This is a genomic window from Bradyrhizobium sp. USDA 3364, assembly GCF_054056355.1.
On record NZ_JBSRYG010000002.1, the window covers coordinates 6,664,953 to 6,682,617 of the forward strand.

The 17,665-nt window shown below is 66.2% G+C and carries 12 protein-coding genes and 1 pseudogene; 8 read left to right on the forward strand and 5 right to left on the reverse strand.

Features of this window, described 5'->3' with window-relative positions; all coding sequences use genetic code 11:
- Window positions 1–26: 26 nt before the first annotated feature.
- The 3 genes from ACVILL_RS31175 to ACVILL_RS31185 all read right to left on the reverse strand — a co-directional run bounded on the left by ACVILL_RS31175 (window position 27) and on the right by ACVILL_RS31185 (window position 3,228).
- Window positions 27–1,250 (reverse strand): citrate transporter, encoded by a 1,224-nt coding sequence (locus tag ACVILL_RS31175; RefSeq protein ID WP_456732561.1) that lies wholly within the window; start codon window positions 1,248–1,250, stop codon window positions 27–29.
- A gap of 119 nt (window positions 1,251–1,369) precedes the next feature.
- A complete protein-coding gene (locus ACVILL_RS31180; protein WP_456732562.1) occupies window positions 1,370–2,311 on the reverse strand; it encodes an alpha/beta hydrolase in 942 nt (313 codons plus the stop codon).
- A gap of 137 nt (window positions 2,312–2,448) precedes the next feature.
- On the reverse strand, window positions 2,449–3,228 hold the full coding sequence (locus tag ACVILL_RS31185) for an SDR family NAD(P)-dependent oxidoreductase (RefSeq protein ID WP_456732563.1): 780 nt from the start codon (window positions 3,226–3,228) through the stop codon (window positions 2,449–2,451).
- Window positions 3,229–3,547: 319 nt separating this feature from the next.
- On the opposite strand from ACVILL_RS31185, the gene ACVILL_RS31190 reads away from it, so the two are divergent.
- Entirely contained in the window at window positions 3,548–4,483 is a 936-nt protein-coding gene (locus ACVILL_RS31190; RefSeq protein ID WP_456732564.1) for a DUF2155 domain-containing protein, read from the forward strand.
- 137 nt (window positions 4,484–4,620) lie between these two features.
- On the opposite strand, the gene aat is transcribed toward ACVILL_RS31190, so the two are convergent.
- Entirely contained in the window at window positions 4,621–5,301 is a 681-nt protein-coding gene (gene aat, locus ACVILL_RS31195; RefSeq protein ID WP_456732565.1) for a leucyl/phenylalanyl-tRNA--protein transferase, read from the reverse strand.
- 225 nt (window positions 5,302–5,526) lie between these two features.
- Between aat and ACVILL_RS31200 the strand changes: the two genes are divergently transcribed.
- From ACVILL_RS31200 to ACVILL_RS31230, 7 genes and pseudogenes are all read left to right on the forward strand, one after another.
- Complete coding sequence (locus ACVILL_RS31200; RefSeq protein WP_456732566.1) at window positions 5,527–6,972, forward strand: DASS family sodium-coupled anion symporter; 1,446 nt, start codon at window positions 5,527–5,529, stop codon at window positions 6,970–6,972.
- A gap of 179 nt (window positions 6,973–7,151) precedes the next feature.
- Window positions 7,152–8,483: an MdtA/MuxA family multidrug efflux RND transporter periplasmic adaptor subunit gene (locus tag ACVILL_RS31205; RefSeq protein WP_456732567.1), complete on the forward strand. Its 1,332-nt coding sequence runs from the start codon at window positions 7,152–7,154 to the stop codon at window positions 8,481–8,483.
- On the forward strand, window positions 8,480–11,587 hold the full coding sequence (locus ACVILL_RS31210; protein ID WP_456732568.1) for an MdtB/MuxB family multidrug efflux RND transporter permease subunit: 3,108 nt from the start codon (window positions 8,480–8,482) through the stop codon (window positions 11,585–11,587). Before ACVILL_RS31205 ends, ACVILL_RS31210 begins: the two co-directional genes overlap by 4 nt.
- A gap of 3 nt (window positions 11,588–11,590) precedes the next feature.
- Window positions 11,591–14,876 (forward strand): annotated as a pseudogene (locus tag ACVILL_RS31215) (efflux RND transporter permease subunit).
- Window positions 14,877–16,352: an efflux transporter outer membrane subunit gene (locus tag ACVILL_RS31220; protein WP_456732569.1), complete on the forward strand. Its 1,476-nt coding sequence runs from the start codon at window positions 14,877–14,879 to the stop codon at window positions 16,350–16,352.
- 8 nt (window positions 16,353–16,360) lie between these two features.
- Window positions 16,361–16,672 carry a hypothetical protein gene (locus ACVILL_RS31225; protein WP_456732570.1) on the forward strand — a complete coding sequence of 104 codons (312 nt, stop codon included), beginning with the start codon at window positions 16,361–16,363 and terminating at the stop codon, window positions 16,670–16,672.
- Between the two features lie 11 nt (window positions 16,673–16,683).
- Window positions 16,684–17,010: a BA14K family protein gene (locus ACVILL_RS31230; RefSeq protein ID WP_456732571.1), complete on the forward strand. Its 327-nt coding sequence runs from the start codon at window positions 16,684–16,686 to the stop codon at window positions 17,008–17,010.
- Window positions 17,011–17,026: 16 nt separating this feature from the next.
- Here the strand turns inward: ACVILL_RS31230 and ACVILL_RS31235 are convergent, their stop codons facing one another.
- Window positions 17,027–17,659: a hypothetical protein gene (locus tag ACVILL_RS31235; RefSeq protein WP_456732572.1), complete on the reverse strand. Its 633-nt coding sequence runs from the start codon at window positions 17,657–17,659 to the stop codon at window positions 17,027–17,029.
- Window positions 17,660–17,665: the final 6 nt, after the last annotated feature.

Genomic DNA, 17,665 nt, shown 5'->3' on the forward strand with positions numbered 1-17,665 from the left:
GCAGCGTGGAAAATTTCCCATTTGTATCAATGCGGTGCGTCGGGGTGCCAGCCGAGCAGGGCCAGCATCACGAAGAAGCCGACGACATAGGCCACCATGATCGGCCAGCCCTGGGTGACCCAGCGGACCACCGACTTGGCTTCCGGATACATGTTGGACACCGCAACGCCGGCGGACGAACCGAACCAGACCATCGATCCGCCGAAGCCGACCGCGTAGGCGAGAAAGCCCCAGTCGTAGCCGCCCTGCTTCAGCGCCAGCGCGGTCAGGGGAATGTTGTCGAACACCGCCGAGACGAAGCCGAGCCCGAGCGCGGTCTGCCATGATGCGGCCGGCAGCTTCTCCACCGGCATCATCGAGGCCGCCGTCACCAGCGCGAGCAGGAAGACGGTGCCCTTGAGCGTCTCGGGCATCACCGACCAGTCCGGCCGCCGCAGCAGCGAGGTGACGAGAATCGCGGCCCACACCGCGAGGCCGAGCACGGGCAGTGCGTCAAGCAGCGCGGGGAATTTCAGGTTGGCCGTGACATTGGCGGTCAGCGCGGCGAGCAGGATCACGGCAACGATCGCAACCCGCGCCCAGTCGACCTTCAGGCCGGATGGTGCGTTCTTCACGATCGGGGAAAAGCGGTGCTGTTGCAACGAGGCCGGCACCGCAAACACCAGCATGGCGACCGCGGCGGCAAGATAGGCCTCCACGACGGTGAGCGGGCTGACGCCGTCGATCCACATCATCGTCGTCGTGGTGTCGCCGACCACGCTGCCGGCGCCGCCGGCGTTGGACGCTGCGACGAGGGCCGCGAGATAGCCGATGTGGACGCGGCCGCGGAACACGTGGCGCGCCACGGTGCCGCCGATCAGCGCGGCCGCGATGTTGTCGAGGAAGCCCGACAGCACGAACACGACCACCAGCAGGATCAGTCCGCCCTTCCAGTCATCGGGCAGCAGCGCCGGCATCTCGTCCGGGATCCGGCTCTCCTCGAAATGGCGCGACAGCAGCGCAAATCCCATCAACAGCAGGAACAAATTCGCGAGCGTGACCCACTCATGCGCCATGTGGTGCGCGAGGCCGGGCAGGCCCGTGCCGAATGTCGCAAAGCCCGTGAACAGCAGCTTGTAGGCAACGATCGCGGCAAGTCCCGTCAACGCCACGCTGAGCGTGTGGTGATGGAAGATCGCGACGCCGAGCAGCGTCAGCGCGAACAGGATGAAATCGAGCGGAATACCGTAGACGAGGAGTGGCGTGAGCAAGACGATCTCGCTGGCTGGAGTGCCCGGCGGCATGAAGCGTGTCGGGCCGCACTATCGCGCGGCGCGGGGAACTTCAAGGCGCGCTAACGCCGCAAGGTGCGTCTGCTACAACGCCGCGATCAGCCCAGCGACTTCAGCCAGGTGCTGATCTCGGTCACCGCGACGTTGGCCTGATTGAGCAGCTTGCCCATGGTGAAGAAGCCGTGGAACTGGCCGGGGAAATGCCGGTAGGTCACGGGCACGCCGGCGTCCTTCAGGAATTTCGCATACTCGTCGCCTTCGTCGCGCAGCGGATCGGCGCCGGCGGTCAGCACATAGGCCGGCGGCAAGCCGGCAAAGTTGTTCGCGCGCGCGGGCGAGGCGCGCCAGTCGCCGTTGTCGGCGTCTCCGAGATAGTGATTGCTGAACCAGCCGATCACCGAATGCGTCAAGAGGATGCTGGTCTCGGGCTCGCGATGCGAGGGATGCTTCCGCGAGAAATCGGTTGCGGGATAGACCAGCAACTGCGCGGCAAGCTTCGGTCCGCCGTCGCGGGCGGTAAGCGCAACCACGGCCGCGAGATTGCCGCCGGCGCTGTCGCCGCCGACGATCAGGCGCGCGGCATCGATGCCGAGACCTTTCGCGTTGGCGGCGACCCATCTGGTCGCGGTGACGGCGTCATCCACCGCGGCGGGAAAACGATGTTCGGGCGCGAGCCGATAATCGACCGAGATCACGATCAGCTCGCTCTCATGGGCAAGCTTCTGGCAAACCACCTCATGGGTGTCGAGATCGCCGATCACCCAGCCGCCGCCGTGGAAGAACACCAGGCATGGCGCGAGGCCGTCCTTTTTGCGCAGCGTTGTCGGCGTGTAGATGCGGGCGGGGATGCTGCCATGCGGCGCCGGGATCCCGAGCTCTTTGCTCGATTCGAGCGCGGGCGGCTCGGGATTGGAGACGATGCGGGCGGCGCGATAATAGTCGCGGGCTTCCGCTGCGGTCAGCGTCTCATAGGCGGGGCGGCCGGCCTCCTGGAAGGCCTTGTAGACGGCGGCGGCATCGGGATCGAGAACGACTGGCATGGACAAAGAACCTTCTGGTGATGCTTGGTGATGTCATTCCGGGGCGATGCGACAGCATCGAACCCGGAATCTCGAGATTTCCCGGTGCGCACCTTGCGGTCTGGTGCTTGCGCACCATCCCGGAATGACAATGCGCCCTAGGCGGCGGTGCGGCCGCCATCGACGGCGTAGGCGGAGCCCGAAACGTAGCTCGCCTCGTCGGAGGCAAGGAAAGCGACGATGGAGGCAACTTCGCTCGCAAGCCCGAGCCGTCGCGCCGGGATGCGGTCGACGATCTTCTCGATCGGCGGCGGTGCGTTGCCGCCGGAGCGCCCTTGCAGGATCGTGCTCAGCATCCGGCTCTCGATCATGCCGGGACAGACGCAATTGACGCGCACGCCGGTGCCGGTGCATTCCCAGGCTGCGCTCTTGGTCAGTCCGATCACCGCGTGCTTGCTCGCGCTGTAGACCGCGATCATCGGCGATCCCACGAGGCCCGCGATCGAGGCGGTGTTGATGATGCTGCCCTTGTTCTGCTTCAGCATCACGGGCAGCACATGCTTCATGCCGAGAAAGACGCCGACAACGTTGACGTCGAGCACCCGGCGGAAGCTCTCCAGCGAGTATTCCGGGATCGGCTTGATGTCGCCCTCGATGCCGGCGTTGTTGTAGAAGGCGTCGATGGTCCCGAAGCGGTCGACGGCGGCACGGACATAGTCCTTGACCTGGTCCTCGTCGGTGACGTCGGCTTCGATCGCGACGGCCTCGGCCGAGCCGGGGAGGTCCTTGATGGCGGCTTTGAGGTCGGCGTCCTTGCGGTCGACTGCGACAATCCGCGCACCCCGTTCGGCGAGCAGATGGAGCGTGGCGGTTCCGATGACGCCGGCAGCCCCCGTGACAACGGCGACCCGGCCGTCGAGCCTGATGCGATCTGGCATTTTGGGTTTCCTCTGGCTGGTCCGGTTCGATCCGGATTTTCCTGGTTTTCACGCGGTGCCGCGCGCCTTCAGCGTGAGGACTATCACACGTGTTCCCAGCACTGGCCAGAGGGTGGACCAGTGGTTGGTCAGAGGGCCGGGGAGAGGTGGCCGGGTGCCCTTTCCCCGCCGTATTCGGCGTGTTAACCGGTGGCCTGCGAGCGGCCGATATCAAGGTAAACTGTCGCGAGCCCGATTCGCCCTTTAAAGCCGCGCGAGATGCTTCGAACCGTTGCCCTGACTGGCTTTGCGGCCCTGGTTGCCGCCTCAACCATCTCGCTTGCGCCGCCCCGCGCGCGCGCAGATCGGAACGATTTTCTCCGATCCCGCGCCGCGTCCGCCCGGCGCGATCCCGCGCGGCCAGCCGGCGCCGCCCAGCGACGACGACGAGGAAGTGCCGGAATTGCCGCGCGGCCGCCTGTTGCCGACCCAGCCGCGAGCCCTGCCGCCGGGCCAGGCGGTACCGCCGCCCGGCAGCGTGCAGTCGCAGCCCCTGGCGCCGCCGCCCGGCTCCACGGTCGCGCCGCAAGGCACCCAGCCCGGCGTTGCCGTGCAGCCGCCGCAGCCCGGCGGTCCCGCCGTTGCCAATACGCCGCCCGGAGCCAACCCGCTGCCGCCGGGCCAGCGTCCCAAGGGCGCACCTCAGGGCACCCCGCAGCAGACGCCTGCCGCGTTGCAGCCGGGCGACGAGGTCGTGCAGGAGCCGCCGTCGACCAAGATCACCAACAAGAAGGCGAGCTTCTCCGGCCTCGACAAGATCACCGGACGCATCATCAATTTCGACGAGGATATCGGCGAGACCGTGCAATTCGGCGCGCTGCGGGTGAAGACCGATGCCTGCTACACACGGCCGTCGACCGAAGCCGCTAACACCGACGCCTTCGTCGAGGTCGACGAGATCACCTTGCAGGGCGAGGTGAAGCGGATCTTCTCCGGCTGGATGTTCGCGGCGAGCCCCGGCCTGCATGGCGTCGAGCATCCGATCTACGACATCTGGCTGACCGACTGCAAAGGTCCGGACCAGACCATCGTGACCGCCGCGCCCGACCCGCCGAAGGCGCCGACGCCGCCTCCGCCGCCGGCCCAGAAGCGCGCGCCGCCGAAGCAGGCCGCGCCGCGCCCGCCGCCGCAGCCGCAATACCAGCAGCAGCCGCCACCCCCGCCGCCCCAGCAGCAGCGGCCGGGCGGGTTGTTCGGCGGCTTGTTCGGAAACTGATCAATACGTGTAGCCCGGATCGAGCGCAGCGAAATCCGGGTTCTTTCCCCGCGGAGGACTTTCCCGGATTGCGCCTGTCATCGGGCGCGCGTTCGCGCGACCCGTTGGCTTCATCCGGGCTACGGCACCAGCTTAGTTCAATTGCGCTCGGCGATGATCGCCAGCGCGTCGGCACCCCTAACCGGCAGTGTGGCGTCGAGCTTGTGGAATTCCGCAGGCGCGCCCGTGATCGCCTTGTCGAGCAGCGCGCGATAGCGGCGGCGCGAGATCTCGATCGCACCGAACGTCTTCAGGTGCTCGGTGACATACTGCGTGTCGAGCAGCTCGAAGCCGCCTGCGATCAGCCGCGCCACCAGGTGCACCAGCGCGACCTTCGATGCGTCGCGCGTGGTATGGAACATGCTTTCGCCGAAGAAGGCGCGGCCGAGGCTGACGCCATAGAGCCCGCCGACCAGATTGTCGTCCTGCCAGACCTCGACGCTGTGGCAATGACCTGACGCGTACAGCCCGACATAGAGATCGCGGATCCGCTTGTTGATCCAGGTGTCGTCGCGGCCGGGCTGCGGCGCCGCGCAGCCGGCGATCACGGCCTTGAACGCGGTATCGACCGTGACCGTGAATGCATCGGAACGCACGGTGCGTGCCAGGCGGGAGGCGACACGGAAGCCGTCGAACGGAATCACGCCGCGCAATTCCGGCTCGACCCAGAACAGGGTCGGATCGTCAGCGCTCTCCGCCATCGGGAAGATGCCGCAGGCATAGGCGCGCAGCAGCACCTCGGGCGTGATCTCGGAGGAAGCGGAGTCGCGTGACGTCATGGTCGCGAGAATAGCAAAGCGCAGGCGACCTTGCGATGGGGGCTGCCTCGGGGCTCGCACGGTGTTGACGAGATGCGCCGGTTCCTCCACAAGCCGCCGTTCGGCCGCAGTTTCCCGAGACGGCGTGCGCGGCCGTGCTACATTGCAACAAAAAGATGGCGCCGCCGCCTGCGGACACTGGTGGTTCGCGCGCCCGACAATCAACACAGGTGAGGGGGACGCTGCATGAAGACGTCATGGCGGACGTTTGCGCCGCTGCTGGTCTGGCTCGTGATCTATCTGGTCCCGGTGCCGTCGGGGCTGAACGCCAATCAGTGGCACTATTTTGCGGTGTTCGCCGCCGTCATCGCCGGGCTGATCCTCGAATCGATGCCGGTCGGCGCGGTTGGCCTGATCGGCCTGACGGTCGCCGGCGTCGGCGGCTATGTCGAGCCCGACCCGAACAAGTCGCTGCGCTGGATGCTCGGCGGCTTTTCCGAGAGCACGGTGTGGCTGATCGTCGGCGCCTTCGTGTTCTCGATCGGCTACCGCAAGAGCGGGCTCGGCCGCAGGCTGGCGCTGATGCTGGTGCGCGGGCTCGGCCGCCGCACCATCGGGCTCGGCTATGCGGTGGCGTTCTCCGATCTCGTGCTGGCGCCGGCAACGCCGTCCAACACCGCGCGCTCGGGCGGCACCATCTATCCGATCGTCAGCAACATCCCGCGCATCTACGGCTCCGAGCCCGGCCCGACCGCGGGCAAGATCGGCACCTTCGTGATGTGGACGGCGTTCGCGACCACGGCGGTCACCTCTTCGCTGTTTCTGACCGCGCTGGCGCCGAACGCCGCCGCGCTCTCGATCGCCAAGAAGCTCGTCAATATCGAAGTCGGCTGGTCGCAATGGTTCATCGGCTTCGCACCGCTCGGTATCCTCTTGCTGCTGCTGGTGCCGCTCTTGAGCTATGTCGTCTGCCGGCCCGAGATCAAGGAGAGCCCCGAGATCGTCACCTGGAGCGAGGGCGAGCTCGCCAAGATGGGGCCGCCGTCGCGGCACGAGTGGATCATGGCGGTGCTGGTGCTGCTCGCGATGTTCCTGTGGATCTGCGGCTCCAATCCCAACATCAGCGTGCCGCTGCTCGGCTCGAACTTCATCAACGCGACCACGGTGGTGTTCGTCGTGATCTCGCTGATGCTGCTGTCGGGCGTGATCGCGTTCGAGGACATCGTCGCGGAGAAGAGCGCCTGGGAGGTATTTTTCTATTTCACCTCGCTGCTCACGCTGTCGTCAGGCCTCAACGAGATCGGCTTCATCAAATGGGTGGCCGAGGGTTACGCGAAGCCGCTCTCCGGCACGTCGCCGCTCATTGGAATGATTCTGCTCGTCACCTTCTTTTTCTGGATCCACTATTTCTTCTCGAGCATCACCTCGCATGCCGCAGCCGTGCTGCCGGTGGTGCTCGCGGTCGGCTCCAGCGTTCCCGGCCTGTCGGTGCAGACCCTGATGCTGTTGTGCGTCTATTCGCTCGGGCTGATGGGCGTGATCTCGCCCTACGCCACGGGACCGGCGCCGATGTATTACGGCAGCGGCTATATCGGCAAAGGCGACTTCTGGAAATTCGGGCTGATCTTCGGCCTGATCTACTTTGCCGGATTGTTGCTGATCGTGTTGCCCTGGCTACAGACGATTGGGTAAAATTGCCACAATCCAGCGTGAAACAGCGCCCGGTCGGGAAGGAGGGGCCATCCTTTCCGATTCTTAACGCGCTTTGTCAGACGGAAGCGTTCAAAATGCTTCCTCGAATGTGGCGCGCGCGGATTTCAGGGGACACATAGAGCCGCGCGAGCTCGTTCGTGTTTCTTCGTGGGCAAGTTATGGACCAGCAGATCAAGGACCCGTCGATTTTGGCTCCCGAGCAGACGAGGCGGTCGTCGCGCTGGCGCGGCTTCCTCACGGGATGTCTGGTGCTGGCGGTGCTCGCCGGTATCGTCTGGTGGACGCGGCAACAGGCCGCGCCACAGCAGGCCGGCGGCGGGCGCAACGCCGGGCCGATGTCGATCGTGCCGGAGACCGTCGGCAAGGGCGATATCGGCGTCAGCCTGAACGCGCTCGGCACCGTGACGTCGCTCGCGACCGTCACGATCAGGAGCCAGATCAGCGGCTACCTGATGAAGATCGATTTCAAGGAGGGCGATGAGGTCAAGAGGGGCGACCTGATCGCCGAGATCGATTCGCGTCCCTATGAGGCGACGCTGGCGCAGGCCAAGGGCCAGCTCGCCCGCGACGAAGCGCAGCTGAAGGGCGCCCAGGTCGATCTCACCCGCTACCAGGGTCTCGCCGCGCAGAACGCCGTGCCGCACCAGACACTCGATACCCAGGTCGCGCTGGTCGCGCAGTATCAGGGCACGGTGGAAGCCGACCGTGCCTCGGTGAAATCAGCCGAAGTGAATTTGGCGTATTGCCACATCGTGTCGCCGATCAACGGGCGCGTCGGACTGCGCCAGGTGGACCTCGGCAACTACGTGACCCCGGGCGACACCAACGGCCTCGTCGTGATCACGCAGCTCGAGCCGATCAGCGTGCTGTTCACGCTGCCGGAGGACAATCTGCAGGCGGTCGCGAAGCGGTTGAGGGAAGGTGCCGTGCTGCCGACCGCGGCCTATGACCGCAGCGGCGCCAACAAGCTCGCCGAGGGATCGCTGCAGACCTTCGACAGCCAGATCGATGCGACCACCGGCACGATCAAGCTGCGCGCCCAGTTCGAGAACGAGAAGCGCACGCTGTATCCGAACCAGTTCGTCAACGTCCGCCTGTTGCTCGACACCCACAAGGATGCCACGACGATGGCGACCGCCGGCATTCAGCGCGGCGTGCCGGGCACCTTCGTCTATCTCGTCAATGCCGACAGCACGGTCTCGGTGCGTCCCGTCAAGCTCGGCGTCACCGACGGCGATCGCGTCGAGGTACTGTCGGGGCTGGCACCCGGCGATCGCATCGTGATCGACGGTGCCGACAAGCTGCGCGAGGGCGCGAAGGTGGTCGTGCGCTCCGCCGCCGATGCCGCGAACCCGGCGGCCTCTGCCGTCAAGGGCGCGGCGAATGGCGCCGCGAAGGGCGATAACAAGGGAGACAGCAAGGGCGGCGCCGATCCCGACAAGGCGGGAGGCGGCAACCACAAGCGGTCCGAGGACGGGCAGAAGAAATGAACCCGTCTCGGCCATTCATCCTGCGGCCGGTGGCGACGACCCTGATGATGATCGCCATCATGCTGTCGGGCATGCTGGCGTTCAGATTCCTCCCCGTTGCGGCGCTGCCGGAGGTCGACTATCCGACCATTCAGGTGCAGACCTTCTATCCCGGCGCCAGCCCCGACGTGATGACGTCGTCGGTGACGGCGCCGCTGGAAGTGCAGTTCGGCCAGATGCCGAACCTGACCCAGATGAGCTCGGTGAGCTCCGCGGGCTCGTCCGTGATCACGCTGCAATTCGGCCTGTCGATCTCGCTCGACGTCGCCGAGCAGGAGGTGCAGGCCGCGATCAACGCCGCGGGCAATCTGTTGCCGTCGGACCTGCCGGCGCCGCCGATCTACGCCAAGGTCAATCCGGCTGACGCGCCGATCCTGACGCTTGGCCTGACCTCGAAGACCATGCCGCTGACCCAGGTGCAGGACTTCGTCGACACAAGGCTGGCGCAGAAGATCTCGCAGCTCCCGGGCGTCGGCCTCGTCAGCATCAGCGGCGGCCAGCGGCCCGCGGTGCGGATCCAGGCCGACATCCGCAAGCTCGCGGCCTATGGGCTGAACATCGACGATCTCCGCACCACGCTCGGCAACGCCAACGTCAACACGCCGAAGGGCAATTTCGACGGCCCGATGCGGGCCTACACCATCAATGCCAACGATCAGATCCGCAATGCCAGCGACTACCGCTCGCTGATCATCGCCTACAAGAACGGTTCGCCGGTCCGCCTCAGCGATGTCGGCAACGTCGTCGACGGCGCGCAGAACGACAAGCTCGGCGCCTGGATGAACGAGACGCCGGCGATCATCCTCAACATCCAGCGCCAGCCCGGCGCCAACGTGATCTCGGTGGTGCAGGGGATCAAGGATCTGCTGCCGCAGTTGCAGGCCACGCTGCCGGCGGCGATCGACCTCAACATCCTGACCGACCGCACGGTGACGATCCGCGCCTCGGTGCGCGACGTCGAATACGAGCTGTCGCTCGCCGTGGTGCTGGTCGTGCTTGTGATCTTCGTGTTCCTGCGCTCGACCCGCGCCACGCTGATCCCGAGCCTGTCGGTGCCGCTGTCGCTGGTCGGCACGCTGGGCGCGATGTACCTGTTCGGGTTCAGCCTGAACAATCTGTCGCTGATGGCGCTGACGATCGCGACCGGCTTCGTGGTCGACGACGCCATCGTCGTGATCGAGAACATCTCGCGCTACATCGAGGAGGGCGAGTCACCGCTGGAAGCGGCGCTGCGCGGCTCCGAGCAGATCGGCTTCACCATCATCTCGCTGACGGTATCGCTGATCGCGGTGCTGATCCCGCTATTGTTCATGGGCGACGTCGTCGGCCGCCTGTTCCGCGAGTTCGCGATCACGCTGTCGGTCACGATCCTGATCTCGGCCGTGGTGTCGCTGACGCTGGTGCCGATGGCCTGCGCGAAACTCCTTAAGCCGGAGACGATGGTGCGCGAAAACACCTTCCAGCGGCTCAGCCGGGAAGGGTTTGACCATGTCATCGCGATCTATGGCCGGATGCTGAACTGGGTGCTGGACCGCCAGACGTTCGTTCTGCTGATCGCGCTCGCCACCTTCGGCCTCACCGCGCTGCTCTATGTCGTGATCCCCAAGGGCTTCTTCCCGGTGCAGGACACCGGCGTGATCCAGGCGATCTCGGAAGCGCCGCAATCGGTGTCCTACGCGGCGATGGCCGAGCGGCAGCAGCGGCTCGCCAGCGCGGTCCTGAAGGACCCCGATGTCGAGAGCCTGTCGTCGTTCATCGGCGTCGACGGCACCAACACCACGCTCAACAGCGGCCGCATCCTGATCAATCTGAAGCCGCATGAGCAGCGCAAGGCCGGCGTCCTGACGATCATGGACCGGATCAAGGCCAGCACCGCCGCGCTGACCGGGATCACGCTCTACATGCAGCCGGTGCAGGACCTCACCATCGAAGGCACGGTGAGCCGCACGCAGTACCAGTTCATCCTGCAGGATGCCGATCCGAACGAGCTCGCGGAATGGACGCCGAAGCTGGTCGACAAGCTCAGGGCATTGTCCGAGCTCAGCGACGTCACCAGCGATATCTCCGCGCAGGGGCTTTCGGTGTTCGTCGACATCGACCGCGACCAGGCCGCGCGGTTCGGCATCACGCCGGCGACGATCGACAATGCGCTCTATGACTCATACGGCCAGCGCATCGTCTCCACCGTCTTCACCAATTCGAACCAGTACCGCGTCATCCTGGAGGCCGACCCGTCGCTGCAGAATTCGCTGGACTCGCTGTCGTCGATCTATTTGCCGTCATCGGTCGGCTCGACGCCGGTGCCGCTGTCGGTCATGGCCAAGATGCGGGTCGAGACCGCGCCGCTGCAGGTCTCGCATCTCGGCCAGTTCCCGTCGGCAACCGTCTCGTTCAACCTTGCGCCGGGCGCCTCGCTCGGCAGCGCGGTGACGGCGATCAAGCAGGCGCAGGCCGACATCAACCAGCCGCTCGGCATGATCACGAGCTTCCAGGGCGCGGCGCTGGCGTTCCAGTCCTCGCTCTCCAACCAGCTATTCCTGATCCTGGCCGCGATCATCACGGTCTATATCGTGCTCGGCGTGCTCTATGAGAGCTTCATCCATCCGCTGACCATCCTCTCGACGCTGCCCTCGGCCGGCATCGGCGCGTTGCTGGCGCTGATGATGGCCGGCCAGGATCTGACCATCATCGCGATCATCGGCATCATCCTGCTGATCGGCATCGTGAAGAAGAACGCGATCATGATGATCGACTTCGCGCTCGATGCCGAGCGCAACGAGGGCAAGCCGTCGCGGGAGGCGATCTACCAGGCCTGCCTGCTGCGGTTCCGGCCGATCATCATGACGACGATGGCCGCGGTCCTCGGCGCGCTGCCGCTGATGATCGGCAGCGGCGCGGGCTCCGAGCTGCGGCATCCGCTCGGCGTCTCGATCGTCGGCGGCCTCTTGGTGAGCCAGCTGCTGACGCTGTTCACGACGCCGGTGATCTATCTCTGGTTCGATCGCCTCGCGCTGCGGTTCGCCGGGCGGGCAGACGAGGTCGGCGAGGCGAGCGGGTCGCGTTGAGCCATGGATCCGTCAACGCCCTTCATCCGCCGGCCGGTCGCAACCACGCTGTTGACCTTCGGGCTTGCGGCGGCGGGCATTGTCGCGTTCTTCAAATTGCCGGTGTCGCCGCTGCCGCAGGTGGATTTTCCGACCATCTCCGTGCAGGCGACGCTGCCCGGCGCCAGCCCGCAGGACGTCGCGACCACGGTCGCCAGCCCGCTTGAACGGCATCTCGGCCAGATCGCCGATGTCACGGAAATGACGTCGTCGAGCTCGGTCGGCGCCACCCGGATCACGCTGCAATTCGGGCTGAACCGCGACATCAACGGCGCGGCGCGCGACGTGCAGGCCGCGATCAACGCGGCGCGGGCCGATCTCCCGACCAGCCTGCGCAGCAATCCGACCTATCGCAAGGTCAATCCGGCGGATGCGCCGATCCTGATCCTGACGCTCACGTCGGATACGCTGACGCGCGGCGATCTCTACGATGCCGCCTCCACGGTGCTGGCGCAGAAGCTGTCGCAGGTCGAGGGCATCGGCGAGGTCGTGGTGGGCGGCAGCTCGCTGCCCGCGGTGCGCGTCGATCTGATCCCGCAGGCGCTCTACAAATACGGCATCGGTCTGGAAGACGTCCGCGCGGCGCTGTCGAGCGCCAACGCCCACAGCCCGAAGGGCGGCATCGACGTCGGCGACCAGCGCTACCAGGTCTATGCCAACGACCAGGCGAACAGGGCCACCGATTACAGGTCGCTGATCGTGGCCTACCGCAATGGCGCGCCGGTTCACCTCTCGGACGTCGGTGAGGTGGCCGACGGCGTCGAGAACCTGCGCAACGCCGGGCTCGCCAACGGCAAACCCGCGGTGCTGATCATCCTCTACCGGCAGCCGAACGCCAACATCATCTCGACGGTCGACCTGGTGAAGGGGCTGATGCCGCAATTGCAGGCTTCGGTGTCGCCGGCGATCGACATCGGCCTCGCGGTCGACCGCTCGACCACCATCCGCACCTCGCTGCACGACGTGGAACGAACTCTTGTCCTCGCCGTGATGCTGGTCATCATCGTGGTGTTCGCGTTCCTGCGCAACGCGCGCGCGACGTTCATTCCGGTAGTTGCGGTCTCGGTGTCGCTGGTCGCGACCTTCGGGGCGATGTACCTGATCGGCTACAGCCTCGACAATCTGTCGCTGATGGCGCTCACGGTCGCGACCGGCTTCGTGGTCGACGATGCCATCGTGGTGCTGGAGAACGTCACCCGCTACATCGAGGACGGCCTCAGCCCTCTGGAGGCGGCGCTGAAGGGCGCCAACGAGGTCGGCTTCACCGTGCTGTCGATGAGCATTTCGCTGATCGCGGTGTTCATCCCGATCCTGCTGATGGCCGGCATCGTCGGCCGGCTGTTCCGCGAATTCGCGATGGTGATCTCGATCTCGATCCTGATCTCGCTCGCGGTCTCGCTGGCGACGACGCCGATGATGTGCGCCGTGCTGCTCAAGCCCGACCGGGGCGGCCATGGCCGGCTGTATTGGGCGAGCGAACGCTTCTTCGAGGCGATGCAGAACTTCTACCGCAGGACGCTGACCGCGGCGCTGGCGCATCCGCTGTCGGTGATGCTGATCCTGGCGGCGGTGTTCGGCCTCAACTTCTATCTCTACGACGTGATCCCGAAGGGCTTCTTCCCGCAGCAGGACACCGGCCGGCTGGTCGGCTCGATCCAGGCCGACCAGAGCGTGTCGTTCCAGTTGATGCAGCAGAAGCTCGCGCAGTTCGTCGGCATCATCAAGCGCGATCCGGCGGTGGAGACCGCGGTCGGCTTCACCGGCGGCGGGCAGACCAATTCCGGCTTCGTGTTCGTCTCCCTGCGTCCGCTCGACCAGCGCAAGATCGGCGCCGACGGCGTGATTGCGCGGCTGAGGCGGGAGATGTCGGTGGTGCCCGGCGCCAGCCTGTTCCTGCAGGCGGTGCAGGACATCAGGGTCGGGGGCAGGGCCTCGAACGCGCAATATCAGTACACGTTGCAGGGATCGACGCTGGAGGAGCTCAATGAATGGACGCCGAAGATCGCGGCGGCCCTGCAGCGCGATCCGAACCTTGCCGATGTCAACAGCGACCAGCAGAACAAGGGCATGGAATCCGACCTCGTGATCGACCGCGACGCCGCGGCCCGGCTTGGCATCACGGTGAGCCAGATCGACAACACGCTCTACGACGCCTTCGGCCAGCGTCAGGTGTCGACGATCTATGTCGCGCGCAACCAGTACCACGTCGTCATGGAGGTCGCGCCGCGCTACTGGCAGAATCCGGAGACGCTGAAGGACGTCTATGTCAGCACGTCGGGCGGCTCGGTCGGCGGGTCGCAGTCGACCAACGCCGTGGCGGGTACCGTGGTGGCGCCGGGAACCTCGAGCGCAGCCAGTTCGGCCAACGCCCAGGCCGCACGCAACCAGGCCACCAATTCGATCGGATCGACCGGGAAGGGCGTGGCCTCGACCGGATCGGCCGTCTCGACCAATAGCGAAACCATGATCCCGCTGTCGGCGGTGGCGGCCTTCAAGCAGGGCGCGACGCCGCTTGCGGTCAATCACCAGGGCCTGCTGGTCGCCAACACCATCTCGTTCAACCTGCCGCCGAACGTGTCGCTGAGCACCGCGGTCAGCAGCATCGAGGCGACCATGAACCGGATCGGCGTCCCGGCCACGATCCGCGGCACGTTCCAGGGCTCCGCCAAGGCGTTCCAGGACTCGCTCAGCAACCAGCCGTTCCTGATCCTGGCGGCGATCATCACGATCTACATCGTGCTGGGCGTGCTGTATGAGAGCTACGTCCATCCGCTGACCATCTTGTCCACACTACCGTCGGCGGGTGTGGGCGCGCTGTTGGCGCTGATGGCATTCAAGACCGAGTTCAGTATCATGGCGCTGATCGGCGTCATCCTGCTGATCGGCATTGTGAAGAAGAATGCGATCATGATGATCGACTTTGCGCTGGAGGGCCGAACGCAGGCGCGGGCTGGAGCCGCTCGAGGCGATCCGGGAGGCCTGCCTGCTGCGCTTCCGCCCGATCATGATGACCACCATGGCCGCGCTGCTCGGCGCCGTGCCGCTGGCGGTCGGCATGGGCGATGGCGGCGAGCTGCGGCAGCCGCTCGGCATCGCCATCGTCGGCGGCCTGATCCTGAGCCAGGTGCTGACGCTCTACACCACGCCGGTCATCTACCTCTATCTCGACCGGTTCCGATTGTGGGCCCAGCGCGTCCGCCGCAATGGCGCCATGCGGATGCCGGGCTCCTCACTTCAACCGGGCGAGTAAATGCCGACAGGTGCAGCGTTGCGAAATCTTGAGAAGTTGCGGAAGCCGGCCCGGTTTCTGCGCGCGGCGGCGTTCGGCGGCCTCAGCCTCGGTCTGTCCGGCTGCATCCCGGGGGCGGAGAAGCCCGAGCTCAGCCTCGAAGTGCCGGCGAGCTATCGCGCCGCCGCCAAGGGCGATGCCGACGCGGCCGTTCCGGCGCTCGCCTGGTGGCGCGGCTTCCGCTCGCCCGAGCTGACCGGGTTGATGGAGTCCGCGCAGCTCTACAATCTCGATATCGCGGTGGCGATCGCGCAGATCGTGCAGGCCGACGCCCAGGCCGGCGTCTCCGGCGCCGCGCTGCTGCCGACGCTCTCCGGTTCGGCGAATGCCGAGCGTCAGAAGATCGCGACCGGATCGACTTCATCGCTCGGCGGGATCAGCGGGACGTTTTCGCAGTACAGCCTGGGGCTGAGTGCGAGCTACATCGTCGATTTCTGGGGCAAGAACCGCGCGACGCTGTCCGCATCGGAGGAGAGCGCGACCAGCGCCCGCTACAATCGCGAGGTGGTGGCGCTGACCACGATGGCGACGGTTGCCAACACCTACTTCCAGGTGCTGGCGGCGCAGGACGAGATCAAGGTCACGCGGCGCAATCTGGCGGCGGCCGAGCGCATCCTCGCTTTGATCAAGTCGCAATTCGCCGGCGGCACCGCCTCGCAACTCGATTTGTCGCAGCAGGAGGCGCTGGTCGCGACGCAGCGCGCGGCGATCCCGCCACTCGAGGTGACGGTCGGGCAGAACATCGCGGCACTCGCCGTGCTGGTGGCGCGTGCGCCTGCGGATTTCAAGGTGCGCGGCGGGTCCACGACGCAGATCGCGGTGCCGCGCGTCACGCCGGGACTACCGTCCGAGTTGCTGTACCAGCGGCCTGACATCCGCCAGGCCGAGGCGCAGCTCGCATCCTCCAATTTCAGCGTCGACGCGGCGCGCGCGGCGTTCTTCCCGCAGATCCAGCTGACCGGCACCACGGGATTCCAGAGCGCGGCGCTCGCCTCGCTGTTCGCCCCGGGCGCCTGGTACTACACGCTCGCCGCCGGGCTGACCCAGCCGCTGTTCGACGGCTTCCTGCTGGAGAGCCAGCTCAAGCTCGCCAAGGGCCAGCAATTGCAATCCCTGCAGGCCTATCGCAAGGCGGTGCTGTCGGCCTTCGCCGATGTCGAGAAGGCGCTGATCGCGCTGCAAAAGTACACGCTGCAGGAGCGGCTGCAGTCCGACGTGGTGGCGGCGTCGCGCAAGGCGTTCGAGGTCGCCGAGACGCAGTTGCGCGGCGGCACGGTCAACCTCATCACGGTGCTGCAGGCACAGCAGACGCTGTTCACCGCGGAAAACAACCTGGTCACGGTGCGGCTCAACAAGCTGCTGGCGGCGAGCAGCCTGTTCCAGGCGCTCGGCGGCGGCTGGACGCCCGCCGGCACGCTTGCGTCGGCGGTGCAATGAGGTCGGTCATGCAGCGGTTCGTCACACCCTTCGTCGTTGCGCTCGTGATCGCGCTCGGCGCGCCGGCCGGCACGGCTCGCGCGCAGCAGCGTGCGCCCAACAGCGTTCCGCTCGCCTTCGGCATGAACGCCGACCAGGCCAGCCAGTCGCTCGGCGTTCCCCTGAACTATGTTCGCGGCACGCGGGGCAACGAATTGTTCGTCGCGCTGCCCAACACCAGGGGCAGCGCGCTGTCGAGGCGCAGCGATGCGCTCTACCTGCAGTTCGGCAGGGGACGTCTGATCGGCTGGAAGGGTGACTGGGGGACGATCCCGCAATGAGGACCACAGCGATGACCGCCTTGAAAACGCTGATCGGCTGCGCCGCCATCGCGCTCTGCGCGGGCGCGGCTTCGGCGCAGGATCGCCCGCTGCGCTACGGCGTGACCGGCGGTTGGGCCTTCGACGGCAGGGACGATGGCCGCGATTTCCGCACCAACGGCTATTTCCCCGGCAACTACGCGGCCGATCCCTTCAGTGCAGGTTTCGGCGCGGCCGGCCTGTTCGGCTCGACGCCGTATCACTCGGCGCGGTCCTATCCGTCGCAGGTGATCTTCGGGGCGCCATGCGGGGATTGCCGTTCGCATCGCGCGCGGCGACACCGCGACAGGCACGATTGAAGCTTGCGGGAAGGCCTTAGCCCTTGCGCAAGAGGTCGTCGATGATGCGCGGCTTCATCCAGCCGGCCTTGTCGATGATTTCCCTGCGCAGCGTGTCCTTTTCCATCTCATATTGCTCGTGCGGAACGTCGCGGCCGCCGGCGGTGAGTCCGAACTCCTTGAGCAAGGCATTGTGCCGCGCCGTCCACGCCATCACGTCCTCGGTCATGGCCTGCGTCACGGCCGGCAGGAAGCCCGGATGGCCTGCCAGGCCGCATGACTGCGTGGTCTGCGGATCTCCCGCCAGCATGATCACGTTCCACTCGTCATAGCCGATCAGATTCATCTGGCCGTAGAGAAACGCGCCATGCCGCCCGTCCCAGATCTTTTGATCGATCACGAGGAACGGCAGCGCGTGGCAGTGACCGTGGCGCGCCGTCATGTCGCGGTTGAAGGTCTCGGTACGTTCCAGCAGCCGCATGTTGGCCGCAGCGAACACGGCGAGGTGGTCGTCCGTCGTCGGCGCGACGTTGCGTTCGTCATCGGGCATGAAACCGGCGTCGCGCAGCACCGGCCCGATCCGCGGATCATCCCACTGCTTCTTGTGAAAGAGGGGTGCCGCGCCATCGGCATCCATTGCCGGATGCAGAGCCTCCTTGAGTTCGCCCAAGGCCTC

What these genes read in the sequence shown, in the direction of transcription:
- ACVILL_RS31180 (WP_456732562.1), bottom strand. Translation starts at nt 2,311, where the DNA reads ATGCCAGTCGTTCTCGATCCCGATGCCGCCGCCGTCTACAAGGCCTTC.
- ACVILL_RS31185 (WP_456732563.1), bottom strand. Translation starts at nt 3,228, where the DNA reads ATGCCAGATCGCATCAGGCTCGACGGCCGGGTCGCCGTTGTCACGGGG.
- aat (WP_456732565.1), bottom strand. Translation starts at nt 5,301, where the DNA reads ATGACGTCACGCGACTCCGCTTCCTCCGAGATCACGCCCGAGGTGCTG.
- ACVILL_RS31200 (WP_456732566.1), top strand. Translation starts at nt 5,527, where the DNA reads ATGAAGACGTCATGGCGGACGTTTGCGCCGCTGCTGGTCTGGCTCGTG.
- ACVILL_RS31205 (WP_456732567.1), top strand. Translation starts at nt 7,152, where the DNA reads ATGGACCAGCAGATCAAGGACCCGTCGATTTTGGCTCCCGAGCAGACG.
- ACVILL_RS31210 (WP_456732568.1), top strand. Translation starts at nt 8,480, where the DNA reads ATGAACCCGTCTCGGCCATTCATCCTGCGGCCGGTGGCGACGACCCTG.
- ACVILL_RS31220 (WP_456732569.1), top strand. Translation starts at nt 14,877, where the DNA reads ATGCCGACAGGTGCAGCGTTGCGAAATCTTGAGAAGTTGCGGAAGCCG.
- ACVILL_RS31225 (WP_456732570.1), top strand. Translation starts at nt 16,361, where the DNA reads ATGCAGCGGTTCGTCACACCCTTCGTCGTTGCGCTCGTGATCGCGCTC.
- ACVILL_RS31230 (WP_456732571.1), top strand. Translation starts at nt 16,684, where the DNA reads ATGACCGCCTTGAAAACGCTGATCGGCTGCGCCGCCATCGCGCTCTGC.